Below are 19,265 nucleotides of genomic sequence, written 5' to 3'. Positions count from 1 at the left end.
GCCCCACATGGCCAAGCCCAAGAAACAGCCCCGCCCCAAGGCCGTAACGCCGAAAGGGTTCCGTGACTATTTCGGCGAGGAAGTCACGCAGCGCACCGAGATGCTGCGGACGATTGCAGGCGTCTATCATCGTTACGGGTTCGATGCCTTGGAGAGCAGCGCGGTTGAAACGGTTGAGGCGTTGGGCAAGTTCCTGCCCGACGTGGACCGCCCGAACGAGGGCGTATTTGCATGGCAGGAATTTGACGAAGGCGGCAATGGCGACTGGATGGCGCTGCGCTATGACCTGACTGCGCCTCTGGCCCGTGTCTATGCGCAGCACCGCAACGATCTGCCGACGCCTTATCGCCGCTATGCGATGGGTCCGGTCTGGCGGAACGAGAAGCCGGGGCCGGGGCGGTATCGCCAGTTTTATCAGTGCGATGCGGATACGGTGGGCACGGCCTCAATGGCTGCGGATGCCGAGATTTGCGCCATGCTGTCGGACACGCTGGAAACCGTTGGAATCCCGCGCGGTGACTATCTGGTGCGGGTCAACAACCGTAAGGTTCTGAATGGTGTGCTCGAAGCGATGGGTTTGGGTGAAGACGCCGCCGCCCGAGATAATGTTCTGCGCACGATCGACAAGTTCGACAAGGTGGGCGAGGCTGGTGTGCGTGAGCTTTTGACCAAAGGCCGATTGGATGCCTCTGGCGCTTTTATCGATGGTGTTGGTCTTAGCGGTGATCAGGCCGAGCCGGTGATTGCCTTCCTGACTTCTAAAGCTGCAGATACCGCTGGAACGCTGGCCAACCTGCGCGCGGCTGTGGGTGACAGCAAGATCGGTGCGGACGGGATCGCTGAGTTGGAGCAGATTGGTGCGCTGCTGGATGCAGGCGGGTATGGTTCGGACCGGATCGAGATTGATCCTTCGGTCGTGCGTGGCCTCGGCTATTACACCGGGCCGGTCTATGAGGCCGAACTGACCTTCGAAATATACGACGAGAAGGGTCGCAAGCGGCAATTCGGGTCGGTCTCGGGTGGTGGTCGCTATGATGATCTGGTCAAGCGGTTTACCGGACAGGAAGTACCCGCGACCGGCATCTCTATCGGTGTTGACCGATTGTTGGCCGCTTTGCGCGAAAAGGGGCGGATCGCGGCGCAGGCCACCGGCCCGGTGGTTGTGACAGTCATGGATCGCGACCGCATGGCGGATTACCAGACGATGGTCGCTGAACTGAGGAATGCAGGAGTCCGGGCCGAGGTATATTTGGGCAACCCTAAGAACTTTGGAAATCAGCTGAAATATGCGGACAAGCGGAACTCTCCGATTGCGGTGATCGAAGGCGGTGACGAAAAGGCAAATGGGATCGTGCAGATCAAGGACCTGATTCTTGGCGCCAAGATTGCCGAAAGCGCCACGCTTGAGGAATGGAAAGAACGGCCCAGCCAGTTCGAAGTGCCCCGCGGCGATCTGGTCGCTAAGGTGCGCGAGATTCTGGACAATCAGGACTGACCCATGCCGAACCGTTCCCAAATACAGGCCCGCGCCGCCATGATGCGTGTCCGGTTCGAGGCGGCGGGCGCGCAGGTGGTTGATACGCCTCTGCTGCAGCCAGCCGGGACGCTGTTGGACCTCTATGGAGAAGATATCCGCGCCCGTGCTTACGTAACCTCGGACGCGCTGCGGGGTGAGCAGATGCTGCGCCCGGATTTCACCCTGCCGGTGGTGCAGATGCACATGTCCGACGGGGCTGAACCAGCAAGATACACTTATTCCGGCGAAGTGTTCCGCCGTCAGGAACACGATCCGGATCGTGCCAATGAGTATATCCAAGTCGGCTACGAAGTATTTGATCGCGAAGACCCCGCCGGAGCCGATGCCGAGGTGTTTTCGTTATTTGCCCTGCAATTGCGCGGGCTGCCCTTGCGGGCAGCGACAGGTGATATCGGTATTCTGATCGCCGCTGTTGAGGGTCTCAAGACCACTAGTCGTCGTAAGGCTGCACTGATGCGGCATCTCTGGCGGCCTCGCCGGTTCCGCGTTTTGCTGGACCGATATGCCGGACGCAAAGCTAGTCTCGAGGGGCGCGATGCTTTGCTTGACGCGGTCGACCCATTGGCGATTGACGTGCCCATGATAGGCAAGCGCCGCACACCCGAAATTCTCGAACGGATTGATGCTCTGCGCGAAGACCGCGCTGCGTCGCCGATCTCGGACAATGAACTGGCCGGTTTGGAGACGCTACTTAATGTGCGAGAAACCATGCCTTTCGCGCTGGAACAACTGCGTGACATTGCGGTTGATCTGCCACAGATCACATCTGCTTTGGATCGTTTGGAAGCTCGTATCGCAGCCCTGCAGGCGCGTGGCGTGGATGTGGATACACTGGATTTTGAGGCGTCTTATGGCAGGACCTCGATGGAGTACTACGACGGGTTTGTATTCGGCTTTTATGCCGAAGGCCGCCCTGATCTGCCACCGGTTGCGACCGGTGGGCGCTATGATGCGCTGACCAGGCAATTGGGGGGTGGGGCCGAGATTCCGGCAATTGGCGGCGTGATCCGCCCGGACCTGATGCTCGAAATCGAGGAGGCTGCGCAATGAGCCTGAAACTCGGTGTGCCTTCGAAGGGCCGGTTGATGGACAAGACCTTCGCATGGTTTGAAAAGCGCGGCATTACACTGTCGCGCAGCGGATCAGACCGGGAATACGCGGGCAAGGTTGATGGGATTGGTGGCGTCTCGCTGATCCTATTGTCTGCAGGAGAGATTCCGCGCGAGCTGGCGGCGGGACGCATTCATTTGGGCGTGACCGGCATCGATCTTGTGCATGAAAAGCTGCCGCGCTGGGAACAGCAGGTGGAAGAGGTTGCACCTTTGGGGTTCGGCAAGGCGGACCTTATCATCGCAACCCCAGCCTGCTGGGTCGACGTGGACACTCTGGATGATTTGGATGCAGCGGCGGCAGGTTTTCGCAGGGCGCATGGCCACCGGCTGCGGATCGCTACCAAGTACCACCGTCTGGTCCGCGAATTCCTGACCGAAGCGGGAGTGGCCGATTACACGCTGGTCGACAGCCAGGGCGCAACCGAGGGGACGGTGGTGAATGAGACAGCCGAGGCGATTGCCGATATCACCTCGACCGGGGAAACACTGCGGGCGAACCACCTGAAAATCCTGTCGGATGGGTTGATCCTGCAATCGCAGGCCACGCTGTGGCGCAGCCGCGTGGCCAAATACGATGCGGCTGAAAAGACGGCTTTGAATGAGCTGCTGGACAGGTTGGCCTAAAGCACCCCAATTTCCGCTAATGCGCGGTTCAGATCGTTGGGCAGGGCATCGTCCTGCTCGCGATTTTTAGGCAAGTCGGCAGGGGTGTCCTCAGGCTTGAGATACCGCCAGCCCTGGAATGGACGCTTCAGAGCGTTCTGCGTTCTGTGTACCTCGGGGTCCAGGACGATGGCGCAGCGGCGGATGCCATCCTCACCACGGACTTCATCCAGCCGCAGGATGCGCTGGCGGCACTGGACCATACCTTTGATCACCCAATAGATCGACCCGCCATTCAGAATTTCAGCGTCGCGCTTGGGCCACATGCGGGTGACGTGGCGCGGGTATCCGTCCTCATAGAGTGGTTTGCGGCTGTCTTGCCATGCCATCAGCGTGTCGACGCTTTCTGACCCAACCGAAAGTTTGATGAGGTTTACGTACTTATCCACAGCTTTCCCACAGAGTCGTCCCAAGGGTGATCCCTATATTGTAGCCCTCATGCGCTTGTCATCAAGGTGTTGTGGTTTAGAATAGCACTGCTGTAATGTAATGATCCGTCGACGAATCGACGGAAACGTGGCGTAGCTCAAAGGACAGAGCGCCTTGCTTTCGAGTAGTCATGGTTCGCACCTATAGGCTACGGTGAGGAGGATGCGGGTTCAAGTCCCGCCGCCGCGACCAAACTCTTTTTGTGATATGGAGCACTAATGAGCCGCTTTGCCGCCCCCATCGCCGAGCAGATCTGGGATATGAAATACCGCTTTAAACAGGCGGATGGTACGCCCATCGATCAGACAGTCGAAGACAGCTGGCGGCGCATAGCTCGTGATCTGGCGCGTGTGGAAGAAGACCCGGCGCATTGGGAAGAAAAATTCTATGAGGCGCTAGAGGATTTCAAATACCTTCCTGCTGGCCGCATCACCGCCGGGGCGGGCACCGCGCGACAGGTAACCCTGTTCAACTGCTTTGTGATGGGGACGATCCCCGACAGCATGGGCGGTATCTTCGACATGCTGAAAGAGGCCGCGCTGACCATGCAGCAGGGCGGGGGGATCGGTTACGATTTCTCAACCATCCGTCCGCGCGGCGCCGATGTGAAAGGGGTCGCAGCGGATGCCTCGGGCCCGCTGAGCTTTATGGATGTCTGGGACGCCATGTGCCGGACGATCATGTCTGCAGGCTCGCGTCGTGGTGCGATGATGGCGACCATGCGCTGCGACCATCCGGATATCGAACAGTTCATCACCGCGAAATCCGACCCGGCGCGTTTGCGCATGTTCAACATGTCGGTTCTGGTCACCGATCCATTCATGGAGGCCGTCAAGGCCGATGGACCGTGGGATCTGGTATTTGACGGAAAGGTCTATCACACCGTTCAGGCGCGCGATCTTTGGAATAAGATCATGCAGGCCACCTATGATTATGCCGAGCCGGGCGTGATCTTTATCGACCGGATCAATCAGGCGAACAATCTGAATTACGTCGAGACGATCTCGGCGACCAACCCGTGCGGAGAACAACCTCTACCGCCTTATGGTGCCTGTTTGCTGGGCTCGATCAATCTGGCACGGTTGGTTGCCGAGCCGTTCGAGGATGCCGCGCATCTGGACGAGGAGGCCTTGCAAGAGCTGGTGGCCACCGCCGTTCGCATGATGGACAACGTGGTCGACGCGTCGAAATTCCCGCTGGCCGAACAAGAAGCCGAGGCGCAAGACAAGCGCCGCATCGGGCTGGGCGTGACTGGTCTGGCCGATGCGCTGTTGATGTTGGGTCTGCGCTACGGCTCGGACGAGGCGGCGCGTCAGACCGAGCGCTGGTTGCACGCAATCGCGCGCGCCGCGTATCTGGCGTCGGTCGATTTGGCGAGGGAAAAGGGCGCTTTCCCACTGTTTGACGCCGAGAAATATCTGGCCAGCGGCACCATGCAACAGATGGATGACGATGTGCGCGACGCAATCCGCGAACACGGCATCCGCAACGCGCTGCTGACCTCGATCGCGCCGACGGGCACGATTTCGCTTTATGCGGGCAACGTGTCTTCGGGGATCGAGCCGGTTTTTGCCTATGCCTACACGCGCAAGGTGCTGCAAAAGGACGGTTCGCGCACCGAAGAAGAGGTTGTGGACTATGCGGTGCAGATGTGGCGCGACAAGTTTGGCGACGCCGAATTGCCCAAGTATTTCGTGAATGCGCAAACACTAAGCCCGTCCCATCACGTAAAAATGCAGGCGGCGGCGCAAAAGTGGATCGATAGTTCGATATCGAAGACGATCAACTGTCCCGAAGATATCAGCTTTGACGCCTTCAAAGACGTCTACATGCAGGCTTGGGATCAGGGCTGCAAAGGCTGCACAACCTATCGCCCCAATGATGTCACCGGTTCGGTTCTGAGCGTATCGGAAAGCGACGACAAAGCGCCAGGTGAAAGCGCGGATGCCCCGCATGAGGTTGACGGAGGCGAGGTCGTTTATATGTCCGAACCGCTGGATCGCCCACAATCGCTTGAAGGGTCGACTTACAAGCTGAAATGGCCGGACAGCGAGCACGCAATTTATCTGACAATCAACGATATCGTCATTGGCGGACGCCGTCGCCCCTTCGAGGTGTTCATTAACTCGAAGAATATGGAGCATTATGCTTGGACGCTGGCTTTGACCCGGATGATATCGGCCGTGTTCCGACGCGGTGGCGATGTGTCCTTTGTGGTCGAGGAACTGAAAGCTGTGTTCGACCCGCGAGGCGGGGCCTGGGTTAAAGGCAAGTACATTCCGTCCATCCTGGCCGCAATTGGCGGCGTGATCGAGCAACACATGGTCAATATCGGCTTCCTTGAGGGCGAAGGCATGGGCCTGAAGTCCGATCCTCAGGCGCAGGTAGTCAACATGGACGCCCCGCGTGGCAAGACTTGCCCATCCTGTGGTCAGTTCGACATGGTGATGATCGAAGGCTGCATGACCTGCCGCAGCTGCGGTCATTCTAAGTGTGGCTGATTTGGCGGAAGAGGACTTGATGTTGTGGTGCTTCAGGCGACACCGCCATTATTGTCACCAAATGACCTCTAACTGCGATCTGCCGACCTGCTGACGGAACCTAAGAAGCGCTAGTTTTTTTACGTTTCTTGTCTGAAGGAAATTTACTGGCCTTGTCGACCGAAGCACCTTTGGCGAGTTGCTTCGGCTTCTCTGTGCGACTTGATGCATGGCATTTGTTCCAAACATTTGCTTTGGAGTACTTTTTAGTTCTTCAAGCGTCAGGTGCAGGTTCAAACCTTGAACCTTTAATAGAGCAGCACCCTAAACTCGTTCGTCGAGTGGCATTGCGTCTGCGACAAATTTTAAGAACTGCTCCGGGGGAATGCTAAGTGCGCGCGATAGTATAACAAGTTCTGGCACATCTATGCGCCTTTGGCCGATCTCAATCCTGGCAATAAATAACGGATGACACTTTAACTTCTTGGCGAGCTTCGCCCGCGAGTATCGTTGGGCTTTGTCGGCGGCGATAGGCGCGGAGATCAGCGCGAGATGCCCTGACGAGCGGAGAGATTTGGCCGCTTTGGTGTCCGTTTAATGCTTCGGACATTTCCTAATCTCATTTTCAGAGTGTTTAGAAAGTCAGATTGAATATCTAAGAGCGGATGATGAAAATTGCTAAACATATAATCAACGCAGCTTTTTTCCCCTGTTTTGCGTTTGCCCGAGAGCCACTCACACTAACTTCAGACGAATATGAGCACTTGGAGCCTATCTACTAAATCCTTTGCGTAGCGCCCGGTAGGACCACTGACGAATCAATGGAAGCGTTATTAGCGCACTTCGATCAACCACTTGCCAACGAAGTGGAGACTCTGATTGTGCGTAGTTCATGCGGCGCGAATTTCGATACGAATTTACCCAGCGGTTGCTGTCCCCAAGTTCCTACAAGAATCGTGCTTCGACCAGCATGATTGTCATTCTTAGTTTCTGATACCTTCGCACCGGCAGTTGACCAAATCAATTCACCAGAATCTAAGCGATTGTTAACGTTGCTTTTATTGTGTTTGATCGGTGCAGAAAACAAAGCTCTTTCTGAAAGCGAATTGGCATTATGTCAAAGAAAAGTTGGATTTTCACAATGGCTTGACGATCTGAAGCCACCTTTGAAACCGCCCCATGTGCCCACGGCGGCGGCATTCCAGATGAAATATCCCTTACGCAAAACCTGTTGTTTGTTGACCTTCCAGCGCGGGAACCGGGCATACAGCCCAAATGAGTCGTAAAGCAAGAATACACGCTTGGGATGGCAGGCATGAAACCGAACAGGGATAGAAAGGCTGTTACGCGACGCGGAGTGATTGCCGCGTTTGCTGCGACAACTCTTTTTCCAGCACCGGCCGTTTGGGCCCAATCGATGACAACCGAGGGGACGCGCCGGAATGTTTCCTCATTCCGCGTTGCTAAATGGCAGGATCACTTTGATACGCTTAAGAATGGTGTGATCCTGTCCGATACACAGTCCAAGGTCCTGCAATATTGGTCAGAAGACGAGCGCGTCTATCGGATGTATCCAACCAGCGTGCCGCTGACGGAAGACCTTACAAGGCTGGGCTACACCACAGTAACTCGCAAGGTTGAGGGGCCATCTTGGCGACCGACACCAGCAATGAATAAGCGCAACCCAGCTTGGCCCGACTATGTGGGCCCGGGTCCGGAGAATCCTCTGGGGACACATGCACTTTATTTGAGCTGGCAATACTACCGGATCCACGGCACCAACGACACACGCAAGATCGGAAGAAGATCCTCCAATGGCTGCATCGGCTTATATAACGATCAGATTGCGGAATTGTTCGAGCTGGCGGCTGTAGGCACGCAGGTAAAACTGATCTGACCATGGTCAAGTCGGCTTTTCTGGACAGGTGCTTAAGCTCGGTAACTTACAACGACGTGAAATAGTAAAATGGATAAACTTACACTCATGATAGGCGGTGTGGCGATCGCAGGTGCCGTCGCAATCGTCTACAATCTAAATCAGCAACCAGCTGGCCATTCGATGACGACACCTGATACGTCGACGCTGGCGTCGGGAGATCCAATCCAAAACGTCAATCTACCGGACCAGCTAAGCGAATTTGCGGCCGTCGGCAAAGTGGCATTCGACGCAAAATGCTCGGCGTGCCATGGCGGGAATGCAACTGGTCTGGAGGGCCTTGCACCACCATTGGTGCATAAAATCTATGAACCAAGCCACCATTCGGACGAGGCATTTTACGTTGCCGTCCAGAATGGTGTTCGGGCACACCATTGGAAGTTCGGTAACATGCCGCCGGTCGATGGTTTGACCCGCGCGGATGTGAAGGGCATCGTGGCGTACATAAGAGAGTTGCAGCAAGAAAACGGGATTTTCTGAAGGTGACGAGTCGAGTGGGCACAGCAATTCGTTACTCCATCCTGTCAATTGCGCTGGCTATTGGCGGGCTACTTGTGACGGCCGATTCTGCTCATGCACATGGCGGTGATTCACAGCATGTGATTGACCAAACCGACTCTGCGGACGTCGAACATGTCAAGCAGGGTCATCCCGGGCATTGTCATGGCGGAGCGATCTGCAACGCTGTTGGACTATTTTTGATGGGTCCAACACCGCCTGGTCCCCAAGGCACGGAACGAAGATACTCGATCCCTCGAGCTCAATACCGGGTTCTTAGTATTATCGCGTTTGACCCACCACCGCCGCGTGTCCTGATCTGACGAGTCGAATTGCGCTCAAGATGGGCGCGTCGAAGCAGACGAAAAGGACAAAGAAATGAACTTTCTAAAAATGACTACAGGCGTGGCCCTGGTTTCTCTATTTGCGGCGGCCGCCTTGGCGCATGGTGGCGCAACCGGCGTCGTCAAAGAACGCATGGACGGTATGTCCGCGATGAAGGACAGCATGAAGGTCCTTACACCGATGATGCAGGGGAAAACGCCCTACAATGCGCAAACGGTACGAAGCGAAGCCAAGAAAATCGGAAGCCACGCCGGTGAAAGCATGACAAAGCTGTTTCCAGAGGGATCTGATGGCAAACCCTCGGAGGCCAAATCGCAAATCTGGCAGGATTGGGGTTCCTTTACAGAAATAGCCAGACAGTTGGAAATCTACTCAGAAGGCCTTGCGCTTTCGGCAGACAACGGGCTGATGGCGTCCGGATCGGGTCATGGTTCCGGCATGATGGGCGGCAAATCCATGATGGGAGGTGGTTCCATGATGGGAGGTGGTTCCATGATGGGCAGCGGGATGATGGCTGGCAGTCCAAACTTAGCACAGCTGTCTGAAATGCCGGCAGATGGTGTGTTCATGATGCTGAGCCAGACATGCTCGGCGTGTCACACGCGATTTCGGTCGGAATAGGAATGCATCATGAAGCCGATAATACGGTTGGGTCTTGCTACCGCCGTTACGGCGTCAGCAGGGTTTGTTGCTGTGATGGCTTGGCCGATTGGCCAGCCCTTACAAGCTCTCGACATTCAAGGTGACGTTAACCGCGGGGCGTATCTGGCAAGGGCAAGCGGCTGTATCGCCTGCCACACAGACTTTGCCAAAGGAGGTGAGCCCTTGGCCGGTGGGGTGGAGTTGGATACCCCGTTCGGCACGCTCTTTTCGCCGAACTTGACCACAGATCCCGATCACGGGATCGGTGATTGGACCATCGAGGAATTTGCCCGCGCTGTGCGTCAGGGTGTGTCGCCCGACGGACAACCCTACTACCCGGCCTTTCCTTATCCGTTCTATGCCAACTTCACGGATCAGGACATCGCCGATCTTTGGGCCGCCTGGCAAACGGTTCCGCCAGTAGCGGAACCGTCAAAAGAGCAGGAAATGGTGTTCCCCTTCAATCAGAGATGGGGCCTGAAGCTGTGGCGGGCGGCATTTTTGGAACCGCCGCAGACCGATCCCGTGCCGGGCAATGATGATGTATGGAACCGGGGCCGTTTACTCGTTGAAGGTGCCACGCATTGTGCCGCCTGTCACACCGGGAGGAACCTGGCTGGCGCAAGAAATTCGGACACGGAACACTTCAAGGGAAGTGACTCTCTGCCGGGCGGTGACAAGGCACCGGCTATCGATTTTGGGACCCTGCAAAAGCGTGGTTGGACGGTAGATGATTTGGCTTACGCGTTGCGCACCGGCGTCATGCCTGATGGCGATGTCTTCGGCGGGGCCATGGGAGAGGTTGTAAACTATGGCACCAGTTTTCTGACAGACGAAGACCTGAAGGCAATGGCGACCTATCTGCTGGATGTGCACGACGGGGGATAATCCAGTGCGAGATCAAGTATTCTTTGGAAGGAAGTCCTAATGAAGCTCAATCGCAGGCAATTCGTTGCAGGCACGTCGGCACTAATCGCAGCGCCGACTATCGGGAGGGCGGCTACCGCCCCCCGAATAATCGAGGCGCGTTCAGGATTGGCGCGTATTGCCCCCAACAACTATCCGGAAACCGAGATATGGGGATATGATGGCGGTGTTCCAGGCCCTGAAATTCGTGCCCGGCAAGGCGAAACGGTTCGTCGGACACTCCTGAACTCGCTACCTCAGCCTACAGCAATCCATTGGCACGGATTGCGGGTTCCGAACAATATGGACGGGGTGCCGGGCCTTACGCAGGAGGCTGTACCAACCGGCGGCAAATTTCAGTATGACTTGCCTCTGAAGGACGCAGGGACCTTCTGGTATCACTCTCACAACCAGTCAACGGAACAAGTGGCCAGGGGCCTTTACGGCGCGTTCATCGTCGACGAAACGGACCCGCCGGACACGGACCATGACATCACGATCCTTCTGGATGATTGGCGGTTGGGTAAGGACGCTCAAATAGTAGATGATTTTGGTGCAATGCATGATTGGACCCATGCAGGTCGGATGGGAAACTACGTTCACGCGCGCATATCGCCAATGACCGAAGTTTTGACGAACCAGCGATTGCGAATTCGAATGGTCAACGTGGCAACTGATCGGATCATGTATGTGTCAGTAGGTGGCGCAAACGGGAAACTGGTCGCTTATGATGGCATGCCTGTAAGGCAGCCAGAAGATTTCGAAACACTTGTTTTCGGACCTGCGCAGCGAGCAGATTTGATCGTCGACGTCACAGCGGAATCGAACGAAGCCGTTCAAATAACTCTTCACGAACGCGATGAATCATTTGTTATCGCTGAGATCCCGGTTTCGGGAAGCGGTACATCTGCCAGCCGCGGTGAGATTGAAGCTCTGCCACCCAACCCTGTTTCTTTTCTTGAAGATGTTTCTGACGCCTTAAAGGTTCCATTGGTGATGGAAGGCGGGGCGATGGGCGGACTGCGTCAAGGTACTTACAACGGCCAAGTCATGAGCGCTAATGAGTTGGTTCAGGAAGGACAGATCTGGACATTCAACGGAGTTGCAGGGTTACCCGAAGACCCGCTCGCTTCTGTTTCGCGTGGCGACATAGTCCGTATTCAGATGCAGAACGACACTGTCTTTGCGCACGCCATGCACTTGCACGGGACGCACTTTCAGGAAGTACTGTCGAACGGGAGCCTGGGACCGCTGCGAGACACGATACTGGTTGACCGGATGGAAACGCGGGAGATTGCGTTCGTTGCGGATAACCCGGGGGACTGGCTGTTTCATTGCCATATGCTGTCGCATCAGGCCGCTGGAATGAAGACCTGGCTGAGCGTGGCGTGATGAACAAGAGCGCGGCGAAATGGGTGTCACTAGCTGCTGTGGTGATCATTTTCGCGGTCGCTGGCTGGGGCCTGAGCGGGCGTGCACAAAACAGTGCATCAGCGGATTCGGCACGTGGTGCAGTTTTGTATGCCGAAAACTGCGCGTCATGCCACGGGGCAGATTTGGAGGGTCAACCAGATTGGCAGACACCTGATCCAGATGGCGTCTTGCGAGCTCCCCCGCATGACCGAACAGGGCACACCTGGCATCACGGCGACAAGCTGTTGTTCGATTATACAAAGCTTGGCGGGTACCAAACACTAAAACAGATGGGCGTCGCTGATGTCAAAAGCGGTATGCCAGGTTTCGAGGACACTCTGTCGGATCAGGAAATCTGGGACATCCTTGCCTTCATCAAGGAGAGTTGGCCGGATCGGGAACGCAAGCTGCAAGAGCAGCGCACCGAGGCAGAACAAACGGAAGGAAACTGACGTGAAACGATTTTTTGCAGGCTTAATTGCCATCACTATGTCGATTGGTGCTGCTATGGCGAGTGCTGACGAATTGTCTGACTCCGATGTAAAACGGCTGGCTCTGGAAGCCATTATGGAAAACCCCGAAATCATCATGCAGGCGATTCAATTGCTTCAACAGCGCGAAGATCAGGCAAAAGCCGAAGCCATTGGAAACGTCTTGGAAAATCAGCGTGAATTGCTGGAACAGGAACCGAATGCGCCTGTCATCGGAAACCCGGAAGGTGATGTAACCGTAGTCGAGTTTTTTGACTATAACTGCCCATATTGCAAACGCGCGGCCCCGGTCGTGAAAAACTTAATCGCAGGCGATTCCGAAGTCCGAGTTGTTTACCGAGAATGGCCCATACTCGGAGAAGGTTCCGACTTCGCGGCACGCGCCGCGCTTGCCTCACGTAATCAGGGAAAATATGAAGAATTTCATTGGGCGCTTATGGCTCTGAACGGTCGTGCCACTGAGGCCAGTGTCCTGAAAGTTGTTCGGGAACTTGGCCTGGACGAGGATCAATTGCGCGCAGACATGGAGGCGCCGGAAGTCGATGCGCATATTCAGGTGTCCATGGAATTGGCCCGGCAGCTTGGCTTCAGTGGCACCCCTTCGTTTGTGATTGGAGATGCGCTTGCCCCGGGTCCGTTCGCCGAAGATGAAATGACCCGGCTAATCGAGGCAGTCAGAGACGCAAGATAGAACTAAGGGACGACAGCATGTGCGCTCCTAAACTACTGTTGCGAACGTGGCTTCGTATCCCTCGGACTCTGAGCTGCAAGGATATGATCAAGTTGATTAGTGCTTAAGTCACGTACCCTGCGGTTTTTCATGTCAAAGTCCAACTGTGCGGAGGAACTTACTGTGTCAATGGCTTTGTCTATAGCTGACTTGCGGTGCCCGCAGCTCTATCCGGGATACTTAGCGTCGTCATGAATGATGAGAAAGAAAGTCAGCCTCATCCCTTGACCTTCCACTTGCTGGAACCCTTATGTTGCCCGTCAGCAGAACATACGTGGTGACAATATGACTGAAAATTCACATGCGCGGTTCCAGGTTCAGGGTATGAGCTGTGCTTCCTGCGTTGGGCGCGTCGAGCGCGCATTGAAAGATGTGCCAGGGGTAGATGCCGCTTCGGTTAATCTCGCCAGTGAAAGCGTTCAGGTCGATTTCCGCGATCCAGCCGATAAAGCGGCCATTGCTGATGCGTTAAACCGCGCCGGATATCCGGCGCGGACCGCAGAGGTCACGCTGGATATTCAGAACATGTCCTGCGCATCCTGTGTAGGGCGCGTTGAACGAGCCCTGGAAGCCGATGGCGGCGTCTTGTCCGCGTCGGTCAATCTGGCCACTGAAAGTGCAACTGTGCGTTATGCTGAGGGAGTCACAACACCCGAAGCCATAGCGGCGCATGCGGCGTCTGCTGGCTATCCGGCGAGCCTGCGATCCGCAACGCAGACCGAACCACACGACCGCAAAGCGGCAGAGATCAGCCATTTGGCGCGGCGAACAAGCTTCGCCGCCTTGCTCGCATTGCCGGTATTCATTCTCGAAATGGGCTCGCATGTTATTCCGGGCATGCACCACCTGATAGCGAGCACCATCGGCATCCAGAACAGCTATTACCTGCAATTCCTTCTGACCACGATCGTTCTTTTTGGGCCAGGCTTGCAGTTCTACACCAAGGGATTCCCTTCCTTGTTTAGAGGCGCGCCGGACATGAATTCTCTGGTGGCTCTGGGCACTTCGGCGGCCTATGGGTTCTCGCTTATCTCGACCTTTGCGCCGGGTGTTCTTCCGGTCGGAACCGCAAATGTCTACTACGAGGCCGCAGCGGTGATCGTGGTTCTCATATTGCTCGGGCGATTCCTCGAGGCGCGCGCCAAGGGTCGAACTGGTGAAGCGATCCGAAAACTGGTCGGTCTGCAGGCAAAAACAGCGCGAGTTGAGCGCGACGGATCGGTTGTCGAGCTACCGATTGAGCAGATTGTTGTAGGTGATATTGTGCACGTTCGACCGGGCGAAAAAATCGCGGTGGATGGTGCCGTAATGACCGGCGCGTCATATGTCGATGAAAGCATGATCACCGGAGAGCCGGTTCCCGTCGAAAAAACCGAGGGCGCAACTGTGGTTGGGGGGACCGTAAATGGCGCGGGTGCATTGACGTACCGTGCTGAAAAGATCGGCGCAGACACTATGTTGGCCCAGATCATTCAGATGGTCGAACAAGCACAGGGTGCCAAGCTTCCGATTCAAGGCCTGGTCGACCGCATCACGCTGTGGTTTGTGCCGGTAGTGATCGCAGTGGCCGTTGTTACAGTGCTGGTATGGATGTTGTTCGGACCCGATCCCGCGCTTAGCCTGGCGTTGGTGGCCGGGGTTGCGGTACTGATCATTGCTTGCCCCTGCGCCATGGGGTTGGCCACACCTACTTCCATCATGGTCGGCACTGGCCGCGCTGCCGAGATGGGCGTCCTGTTCCGAAAGGGCGATGCCTTGCAAATGCTGCAGGAAACCACCGTTGTTGCGGTGGACAAGACGGGCACCCTGACCGAAGGGCGTCCGGAGCTGACCGACCTGATTGTGGCCGAAGGAATGACCGAAGACGAGGTTCTGCACCTTGTTGCTGCCGTTGAGGTCACTTCAGAACATCCAATCGCCACAGCCATCGTGCGCGCGGCAGAAACCCGTGGTCTGGAGCTTTCCAAGCCAGAAGACTTCACGTCGATCACCGGTTACGGGGTAAGCGCCTCAGTCGAAGGCCATAAAATCCTGATCGGGGCCGACCGCCTGATGAGTCGCGAAGGGGTAGAAATGGGCGCGTTGTCTGATCGGGGCGCTGAACTCGCAATCAACGGAAAGACTCCACTTTATGCTGCCGTAGACGGGGCTATCGCGGCCGTAATCGCTGTGGCGGACCCAATCAAAACCACCACGCCGGACGCAATCGAAGCTCTGCACGGGCTGGGCCTGAAAATAGCGATGATCACCGGCGACAATGCCGCTACTGCCAAATCCATTGCAGCGCAGCTTGGCATCGATCATGTCGTGGCTGAAGTTCTGCCCGAGGGTAAAGTATCAGCGTTGCAGGATTTGCGTTCAAATGGCGGAAAACTGGCCTTTGTGGGTGATGGCATCAATGATGCGCCTGCTTTGGCGGCAGCTGAGGTAGGAATTGCGATCGGGACAGGCACTGACATTGCCATCGAAGCGGCTGATGTCGTTCTGATGTCAGGCGACCTGACGGGCGTGGTCAATGCCTTCGATATTAGTCAGCGCACCATGCGTAACATCCGCCAAAACCTGTTCTGGGCGTTCGGCTACAACACACTGCTCATACCGGTTGCGGCAGGGGTGCTTTATCCGTTTGGCGGCCCGCTGCTATCGCCGGTTTTGGCCGCAGGTGCCATGGCTCTCTCCAGTGTATTTGTCCTGACCAATGCGCTGCGATTGCGCTGGGTAAAGCCGATCAAAGTTGGGCGAGAACAGATCTCGCAGAACACCGAGCAAACGCTGCGTTCAGTGCATGCTGGATAGTATAGGAGTACCGCTGTGAATATCGGAGATGTAGCAGAACGTTCGGGTCTGCCTGCCAAAACCATCCGCTATTACGAGGATATCGGGTTCATCAAACCCAAGCGGAGCCTCAATGGGTATCGCCATTTCGACGAAAAGGAACTGCACAAGCTGGCCTTCATCGGGCGGGCCCGCTCATTGGGCTTTACCATTGAGGATTGTCGTTCGCTACTGGCGCTTTACGAGGACAAAGAACGCGCAAGCGCGGACGTGAAAGAAATTGCAAAACAGAATCTGAAAGAGATCGACGATAAGATTTCCGATCTGAAGGCGATGCATGAAACACTGTCTCATCTGATCGAAGAATGCGCTGGCGACCACCGCCCAGACTGTCCAATTCTAAAAAACTTGGGCCAAGCGTAGTTAACCTTGTTGTTTGATCTGCCTCCAAGTTTGGCAATCTTTTTCTTCAGACGTGGCAATCCGCTCTTCTCTAGTGCGAGCCGCGCTATCAATTGTAGTTTTGTTGGCTTCGGGTCAGCACGTTGCCACGATCACACTACGACCGCAGTACGGTGAATGAGTTGATCCCTGTTTTAAGAGAAACGCTTTTAGTGTGCGTCTGTCTTACTGTGACAATCATCGGCTCTGTTGCTTTTGCAAACAACGACTTTGAGATCGCAGACAGCCACAAACAGTATGGCGTTTCGATCGCGTCAAAAGCATCTGAATTCAAACACAACAATCGCCGTTTTCATTCTACCACCGATCAAGATTGCGCGGACGACTGCATGAGTTGTGGCGGGGCATGCCACACTGGAACCTGTTGCGTAGGTGAAAACCCGACCCAATTAGGACCTGTGGTTTTGGTGGAAGCTTATGGCCAGAGAAACCGTAACATGGACACTGATAACCATGATTCTCAAACGCCTCTGACGCCCAATCTTCCTCCACAAATATCCTAACATCCAAAGTCCCGAAAGTGCGGGTTTTCAAATTGTTTCTGTTCGAGCATGCACTGCGGTCGTCAGGAGATTATTATGCGTGGAAGAGAGGCTAAAATATCAGTATTTGCCTTGGCGCTCATCTTATCCAAGCGGTTGCGACATGCGTGCGCTATGCACCGAAAGCGAACAGAAACAGGGCTGGTCATGATCGCCCGCTTGACACAAATCATAGCACTTGCCTGCGATTTCGGTCACAAGACCGAATATCACAGCGCAGGCGTAAACACGGAAAGGAAATGACATGACTACCACGAAACTTGACCGACGCCTTTTCCTGGCTGGCCTCAGCGCCTCCGGCATCGCCCTAGCTTCACCTACATTTGCAACGACCAAACCGCTGGTGCAGGTTCTCAAGGACCCCGCATGCGGGTGTTGTGGCGCGTGGATTGATATTATGCAACGCGAAGGATTCGAGATGGAAGTGCAGAATGCCTCCTGGGAGACTTTGTCTGAATACAAAGCTAACAAGGGTATTCCAGAAGAGATGGCGTCCTGTCACACGGGCTTGCTCGAGGGCTATGTCATAGAAGGTCATGTGCCCCCGGCGGACATCCGGCGCTTGTTGGCCGAACGCCCTGATGCGGTCGGGCTGACAGTGCCAGGTATGCCCTATGGCTCACCTGGTATGGGGCCGGAGAGTGAGCGGGAAGCCTATTCGGTTTACCTGATCGGTAAGGATGGCACCACAGAAGTTTTCAACCATTACAAGGCAGCGTGATTGCCAATTTTTTGCAACAACCGCAAACGGAATTGCCAAGCGTTTAGTGTGAATTTCGGTAGCAGCGATTGAAAAGCGAGTTCAAGGTCGGCTAGTCCGATACGGGGCTGGTCCGATGCTCCGAAGGAGTATGGCCCACCCAAGACGCTCTACAACTGCTAAAAACGTTAGAGCGACAACGGCGTGTTTGCACGGATCATGGAAAGGCTGGCTTCGGACCATTCCGATCACAGGGCGATCATGATAAAAGTGAGCAGGCGAACGCCATGCGTTCAATTGAGCCTGCGCAAGTATCTGAAGGCACATCGCATGGCTTCAAGCCTGCGGTTGAAAAAAGGGGCGCTGGTGCCTGATTGGGCGTGCCAACGGCGGAATGAGCGCCAAGTTGCATGCCGTCAGCGATGCTTCTGGCCACCCAATCCGGTCTTTCATAACTGTCGATCAGATCAGTGACTACACGGGTGCCAGGGCACTTCTAAGCAGCCTACCAGCCGCCGATTGGATGATTGCTGATCGGGGTTACGATTCTGACTGGTTCCGAAAGGCTATGAAAGACAAAGGGATACGCCCATGCTTCCCCGGCAGAAAGTCACGCGAGAAGCCTGTCCGAAAAGATAAACACAGGTTCAAGCACCGAAACCGCATCAAGATCATATTCGGTCGCTTGAATGAATAGGGCCGAGTAGAAACCCGCTACGAAAGATGGCTGAAAGTGTTCCCATCAGCCATCGCACTCGCAGAGATTTTCAGGCTCCGAAATTCAATGAGCCTAGGGTCTAGCGCAGTGCGCCAGACGTTCACCAACATTCGACGAAAAGTATCAATATGAGGCTGTTCTTTAGCAACATTTTCGTGATTGCTGCATTTCGGTCTCTTTTCCGCCCATTTTTTCGTTGATACACAAGCACAGTTACTTGTGGGATGAGTAAAAGTGCGGGCGGACAGATGAGAACCGGTTGTAACGGTCGGATAGCAATATTTTGGACACAGACGGAAGTTGACGGGCTTGAGGCGGCGCCTTTGGCCCACTTGCGCGTTGGTAGCTCTTGGTCCTGGAGGGGGCGAGCGGTCCAACTCGCCGCAAGTGCTGACCAAGTTGCGCTGCACGCAGGCTCCTCCGGTCTGGGATCTATATTGGCGGCCGGAGCCAGTTTCGCCAACCCCGGCGAGATCAACGAAAGTGCCAAGATCGAGTTGTCAAACGGGGCTCAGACTTTCGTTGCCGAGCTGGTGCGTGAGGTGAACGAAGCGTCTCTGGTGCTTGTGTTTGAGGATGGATACCCTGAGCCTGATCAAGATTTCTGGGTCAGTTCGGCAGCTTCGCATATTGAACCTGTTGAGATTGACAGCGGTTATGACGACAAGGTTGTCGTGTTCCCGGCGGCTCGTGCAAATGCAAGTTCAGTGCCGGTAAGTCTATCAAATACTGCCGGTTGGGCCGCTGAATAACGGATACTTCTCAGAAAGATTCCAACTCTAAGCAGAAATCCTACCCTTTGCTTGCTCTGGCGTGTTGACTCTGGCCGAAGCAGGGATATAAGCGCGACTTCATTGGTGTTGGTGGCCCCCGCGAGGGGATGCCT

The 19,265-nt window shown here is 55.4% G+C and carries 17 protein-coding genes, 1 tRNA gene and 1 pseudogene; 17 read left to right on the top strand and 2 right to left on the bottom strand.

Annotated elements, in window-relative coordinates:
• Window positions 1-7: 7 nt before the first annotated feature.
• Genes hisS through hisG form a run of 3 tightly spaced genes read left to right on the top strand, consistent with a single transcriptional unit; the run spans window position 8 to window position 3,273 of the window.
• Window positions 8-1,495, top strand: a complete 1,488-nt coding sequence (gene hisS / locus ACR0NM_RS12685) for a histidine--tRNA ligase (RefSeq protein ID WP_170401912.1) — start codon at window positions 8-10, stop codon at window positions 1,493-1,495.
• Between the two features lie 3 nt (window positions 1,496-1,498).
• The gene (locus ACR0NM_RS12680) at window positions 1,499-2,587 is read left to right on the top strand and encodes an ATP phosphoribosyltransferase regulatory subunit (RefSeq protein ID WP_170802005.1); all 1,089 of its coding nucleotides are present in this window, start codon (window positions 1,499-1,501) and stop codon (window positions 2,585-2,587) included.
• Window positions 2,584-3,273 (top strand): ATP phosphoribosyltransferase, encoded by a 690-nt coding sequence (hisG, locus tag ACR0NM_RS12675; protein ID WP_170401909.1) that lies wholly within the window; start codon window positions 2,584-2,586, stop codon window positions 3,271-3,273. Before ACR0NM_RS12680 ends, hisG begins: the two co-directional genes overlap by 4 nt.
• Here hisG and ACR0NM_RS12670 read toward each other — a convergent pair.
• The gene (locus ACR0NM_RS12670; protein ID WP_480615011.1) at window positions 3,270-3,701 is read right to left on the bottom strand and encodes a DUF1489 family protein; all 432 of its coding nucleotides are present in this window, start codon (window positions 3,699-3,701) and stop codon (window positions 3,270-3,272) included. The two genes, hisG and ACR0NM_RS12670, sit on opposite strands and share 4 nt — an antisense overlap.
• Before the next feature lie 126 nt (window positions 3,702-3,827).
• Here ACR0NM_RS12670 and ACR0NM_RS12665 point away from each other — a divergent pair.
• Both ACR0NM_RS12665 and ACR0NM_RS12660 read left to right on the top strand, forming a co-directional pair.
• Window positions 3,828-3,933, top strand: a tRNA-OTHER gene (locus ACR0NM_RS12665).
• Between the two features lie 26 nt (window positions 3,934-3,959).
• Complete coding sequence (locus ACR0NM_RS12660) at window positions 3,960-6,242, top strand: adenosylcobalamin-dependent ribonucleoside-diphosphate reductase (protein WP_480615009.1); 2,283 nt, start codon at window positions 3,960-3,962, stop codon at window positions 6,240-6,242.
• A 303-nt stretch (window positions 6,243-6,545) separates the two neighbouring features.
• On the opposite strand, the gene ACR0NM_RS12655 is transcribed toward ACR0NM_RS12660, so the two are convergent.
• A complete protein-coding gene (locus tag ACR0NM_RS12655; RefSeq protein ID WP_255612146.1) occupies window positions 6,546-6,752 on the bottom strand; it encodes a helix-turn-helix domain-containing protein in 207 nt (68 codons plus the stop codon).
• Window positions 6,753-7,527: 775 nt separating this feature from the next.
• Between ACR0NM_RS12655 and ACR0NM_RS12650 the strand changes: the two genes are divergently transcribed.
• The 12 genes and pseudogenes from ACR0NM_RS12650 (at window position 7,528) to ACR0NM_RS12595 (ending at window position 19,131) form a co-directional block, all read left to right on the top strand.
• Entirely contained in the window at window positions 7,528-8,118 is a 591-nt protein-coding gene (locus tag ACR0NM_RS12650) for a L,D-transpeptidase (protein ID WP_480615007.1), read from the top strand.
• 69 nt (window positions 8,119-8,187) lie between these two features.
• Complete coding sequence (locus ACR0NM_RS12645; RefSeq protein ID WP_170392477.1) at window positions 8,188-8,637, top strand: c-type cytochrome; 450 nt, start codon at window positions 8,188-8,190, stop codon at window positions 8,635-8,637.
• A 396-nt stretch (window positions 8,638-9,033) separates the two neighbouring features.
• Window positions 9,034-9,621: a c-type cytochrome gene (locus ACR0NM_RS12640; protein WP_480615005.1), complete on the top strand. Its 588-nt coding sequence runs from the start codon at window positions 9,034-9,036 to the stop codon at window positions 9,619-9,621.
• 9 nt (window positions 9,622-9,630) lie between these two features.
• On the top strand, window positions 9,631-10,530 hold the full coding sequence (locus tag ACR0NM_RS12635) for a c-type cytochrome (protein WP_480615003.1): 900 nt from the start codon (window positions 9,631-9,633) through the stop codon (window positions 10,528-10,530).
• Between the two features lie 39 nt (window positions 10,531-10,569).
• Entirely contained in the window at window positions 10,570-11,940 is a 1,371-nt protein-coding gene (locus ACR0NM_RS12630; RefSeq protein ID WP_480615001.1) for a multicopper oxidase family protein, read from the top strand.
• Window positions 11,940-12,413, top strand: coding sequence for a c-type cytochrome (locus ACR0NM_RS12625; RefSeq protein ID WP_480615129.1), 474 nt, complete (start codon window positions 11,940-11,942; stop codon window positions 12,411-12,413). Before ACR0NM_RS12630 ends, ACR0NM_RS12625 begins: the two co-directional genes overlap by 1 nt.
• Before the next feature lies 1 nt (window position 12,414).
• The gene (locus tag ACR0NM_RS12620) at window positions 12,415-13,143 is read left to right on the top strand and encodes a DsbA family protein (protein WP_480614999.1); all 729 of its coding nucleotides are present in this window, start codon (window positions 12,415-12,417) and stop codon (window positions 13,141-13,143) included.
• Window positions 13,144-13,467: 324 nt separating this feature from the next.
• A complete protein-coding gene (locus tag ACR0NM_RS12615; protein WP_480614997.1) occupies window positions 13,468-15,978 on the top strand; it encodes a heavy metal translocating P-type ATPase in 2,511 nt (836 codons plus the stop codon).
• Window positions 15,979-15,993: 15 nt separating this feature from the next.
• Window positions 15,994-16,380 (top strand): Cu(I)-responsive transcriptional regulator, encoded by a 387-nt coding sequence (gene cueR, locus ACR0NM_RS12610; RefSeq protein WP_170392471.1) that lies wholly within the window; start codon window positions 15,994-15,996, stop codon window positions 16,378-16,380.
• 825 nt (window positions 16,381-17,205) lie between these two features.
• Window positions 17,206-17,682 carry a DUF411 domain-containing protein gene (locus ACR0NM_RS12605; protein ID WP_480614995.1) on the top strand — a complete coding sequence of 159 codons (477 nt, stop codon included), beginning with the start codon at window positions 17,206-17,208 and terminating at the stop codon, window positions 17,680-17,682.
• 108 nt (window positions 17,683-17,790) lie between these two features.
• Window positions 17,791-18,421, top strand: a pseudogene (locus tag ACR0NM_RS12600) (IS5 family transposase); the annotation flags it as partial.
• A gap of 395 nt (window positions 18,422-18,816) precedes the next feature.
• Window positions 18,817-19,131 carry a hypothetical protein gene (locus ACR0NM_RS12595; RefSeq protein ID WP_170392467.1) on the top strand — a complete coding sequence of 105 codons (315 nt, stop codon included), beginning with the start codon at window positions 18,817-18,819 and terminating at the stop codon, window positions 19,129-19,131.
• Window positions 19,132-19,265: the final 134 nt, after the last annotated feature.

This window comes from Ruegeria sp. AF2, assembly GCF_056542025.1.
This window is presented reverse-complemented; position numbering and strand designations above follow the sequence as displayed.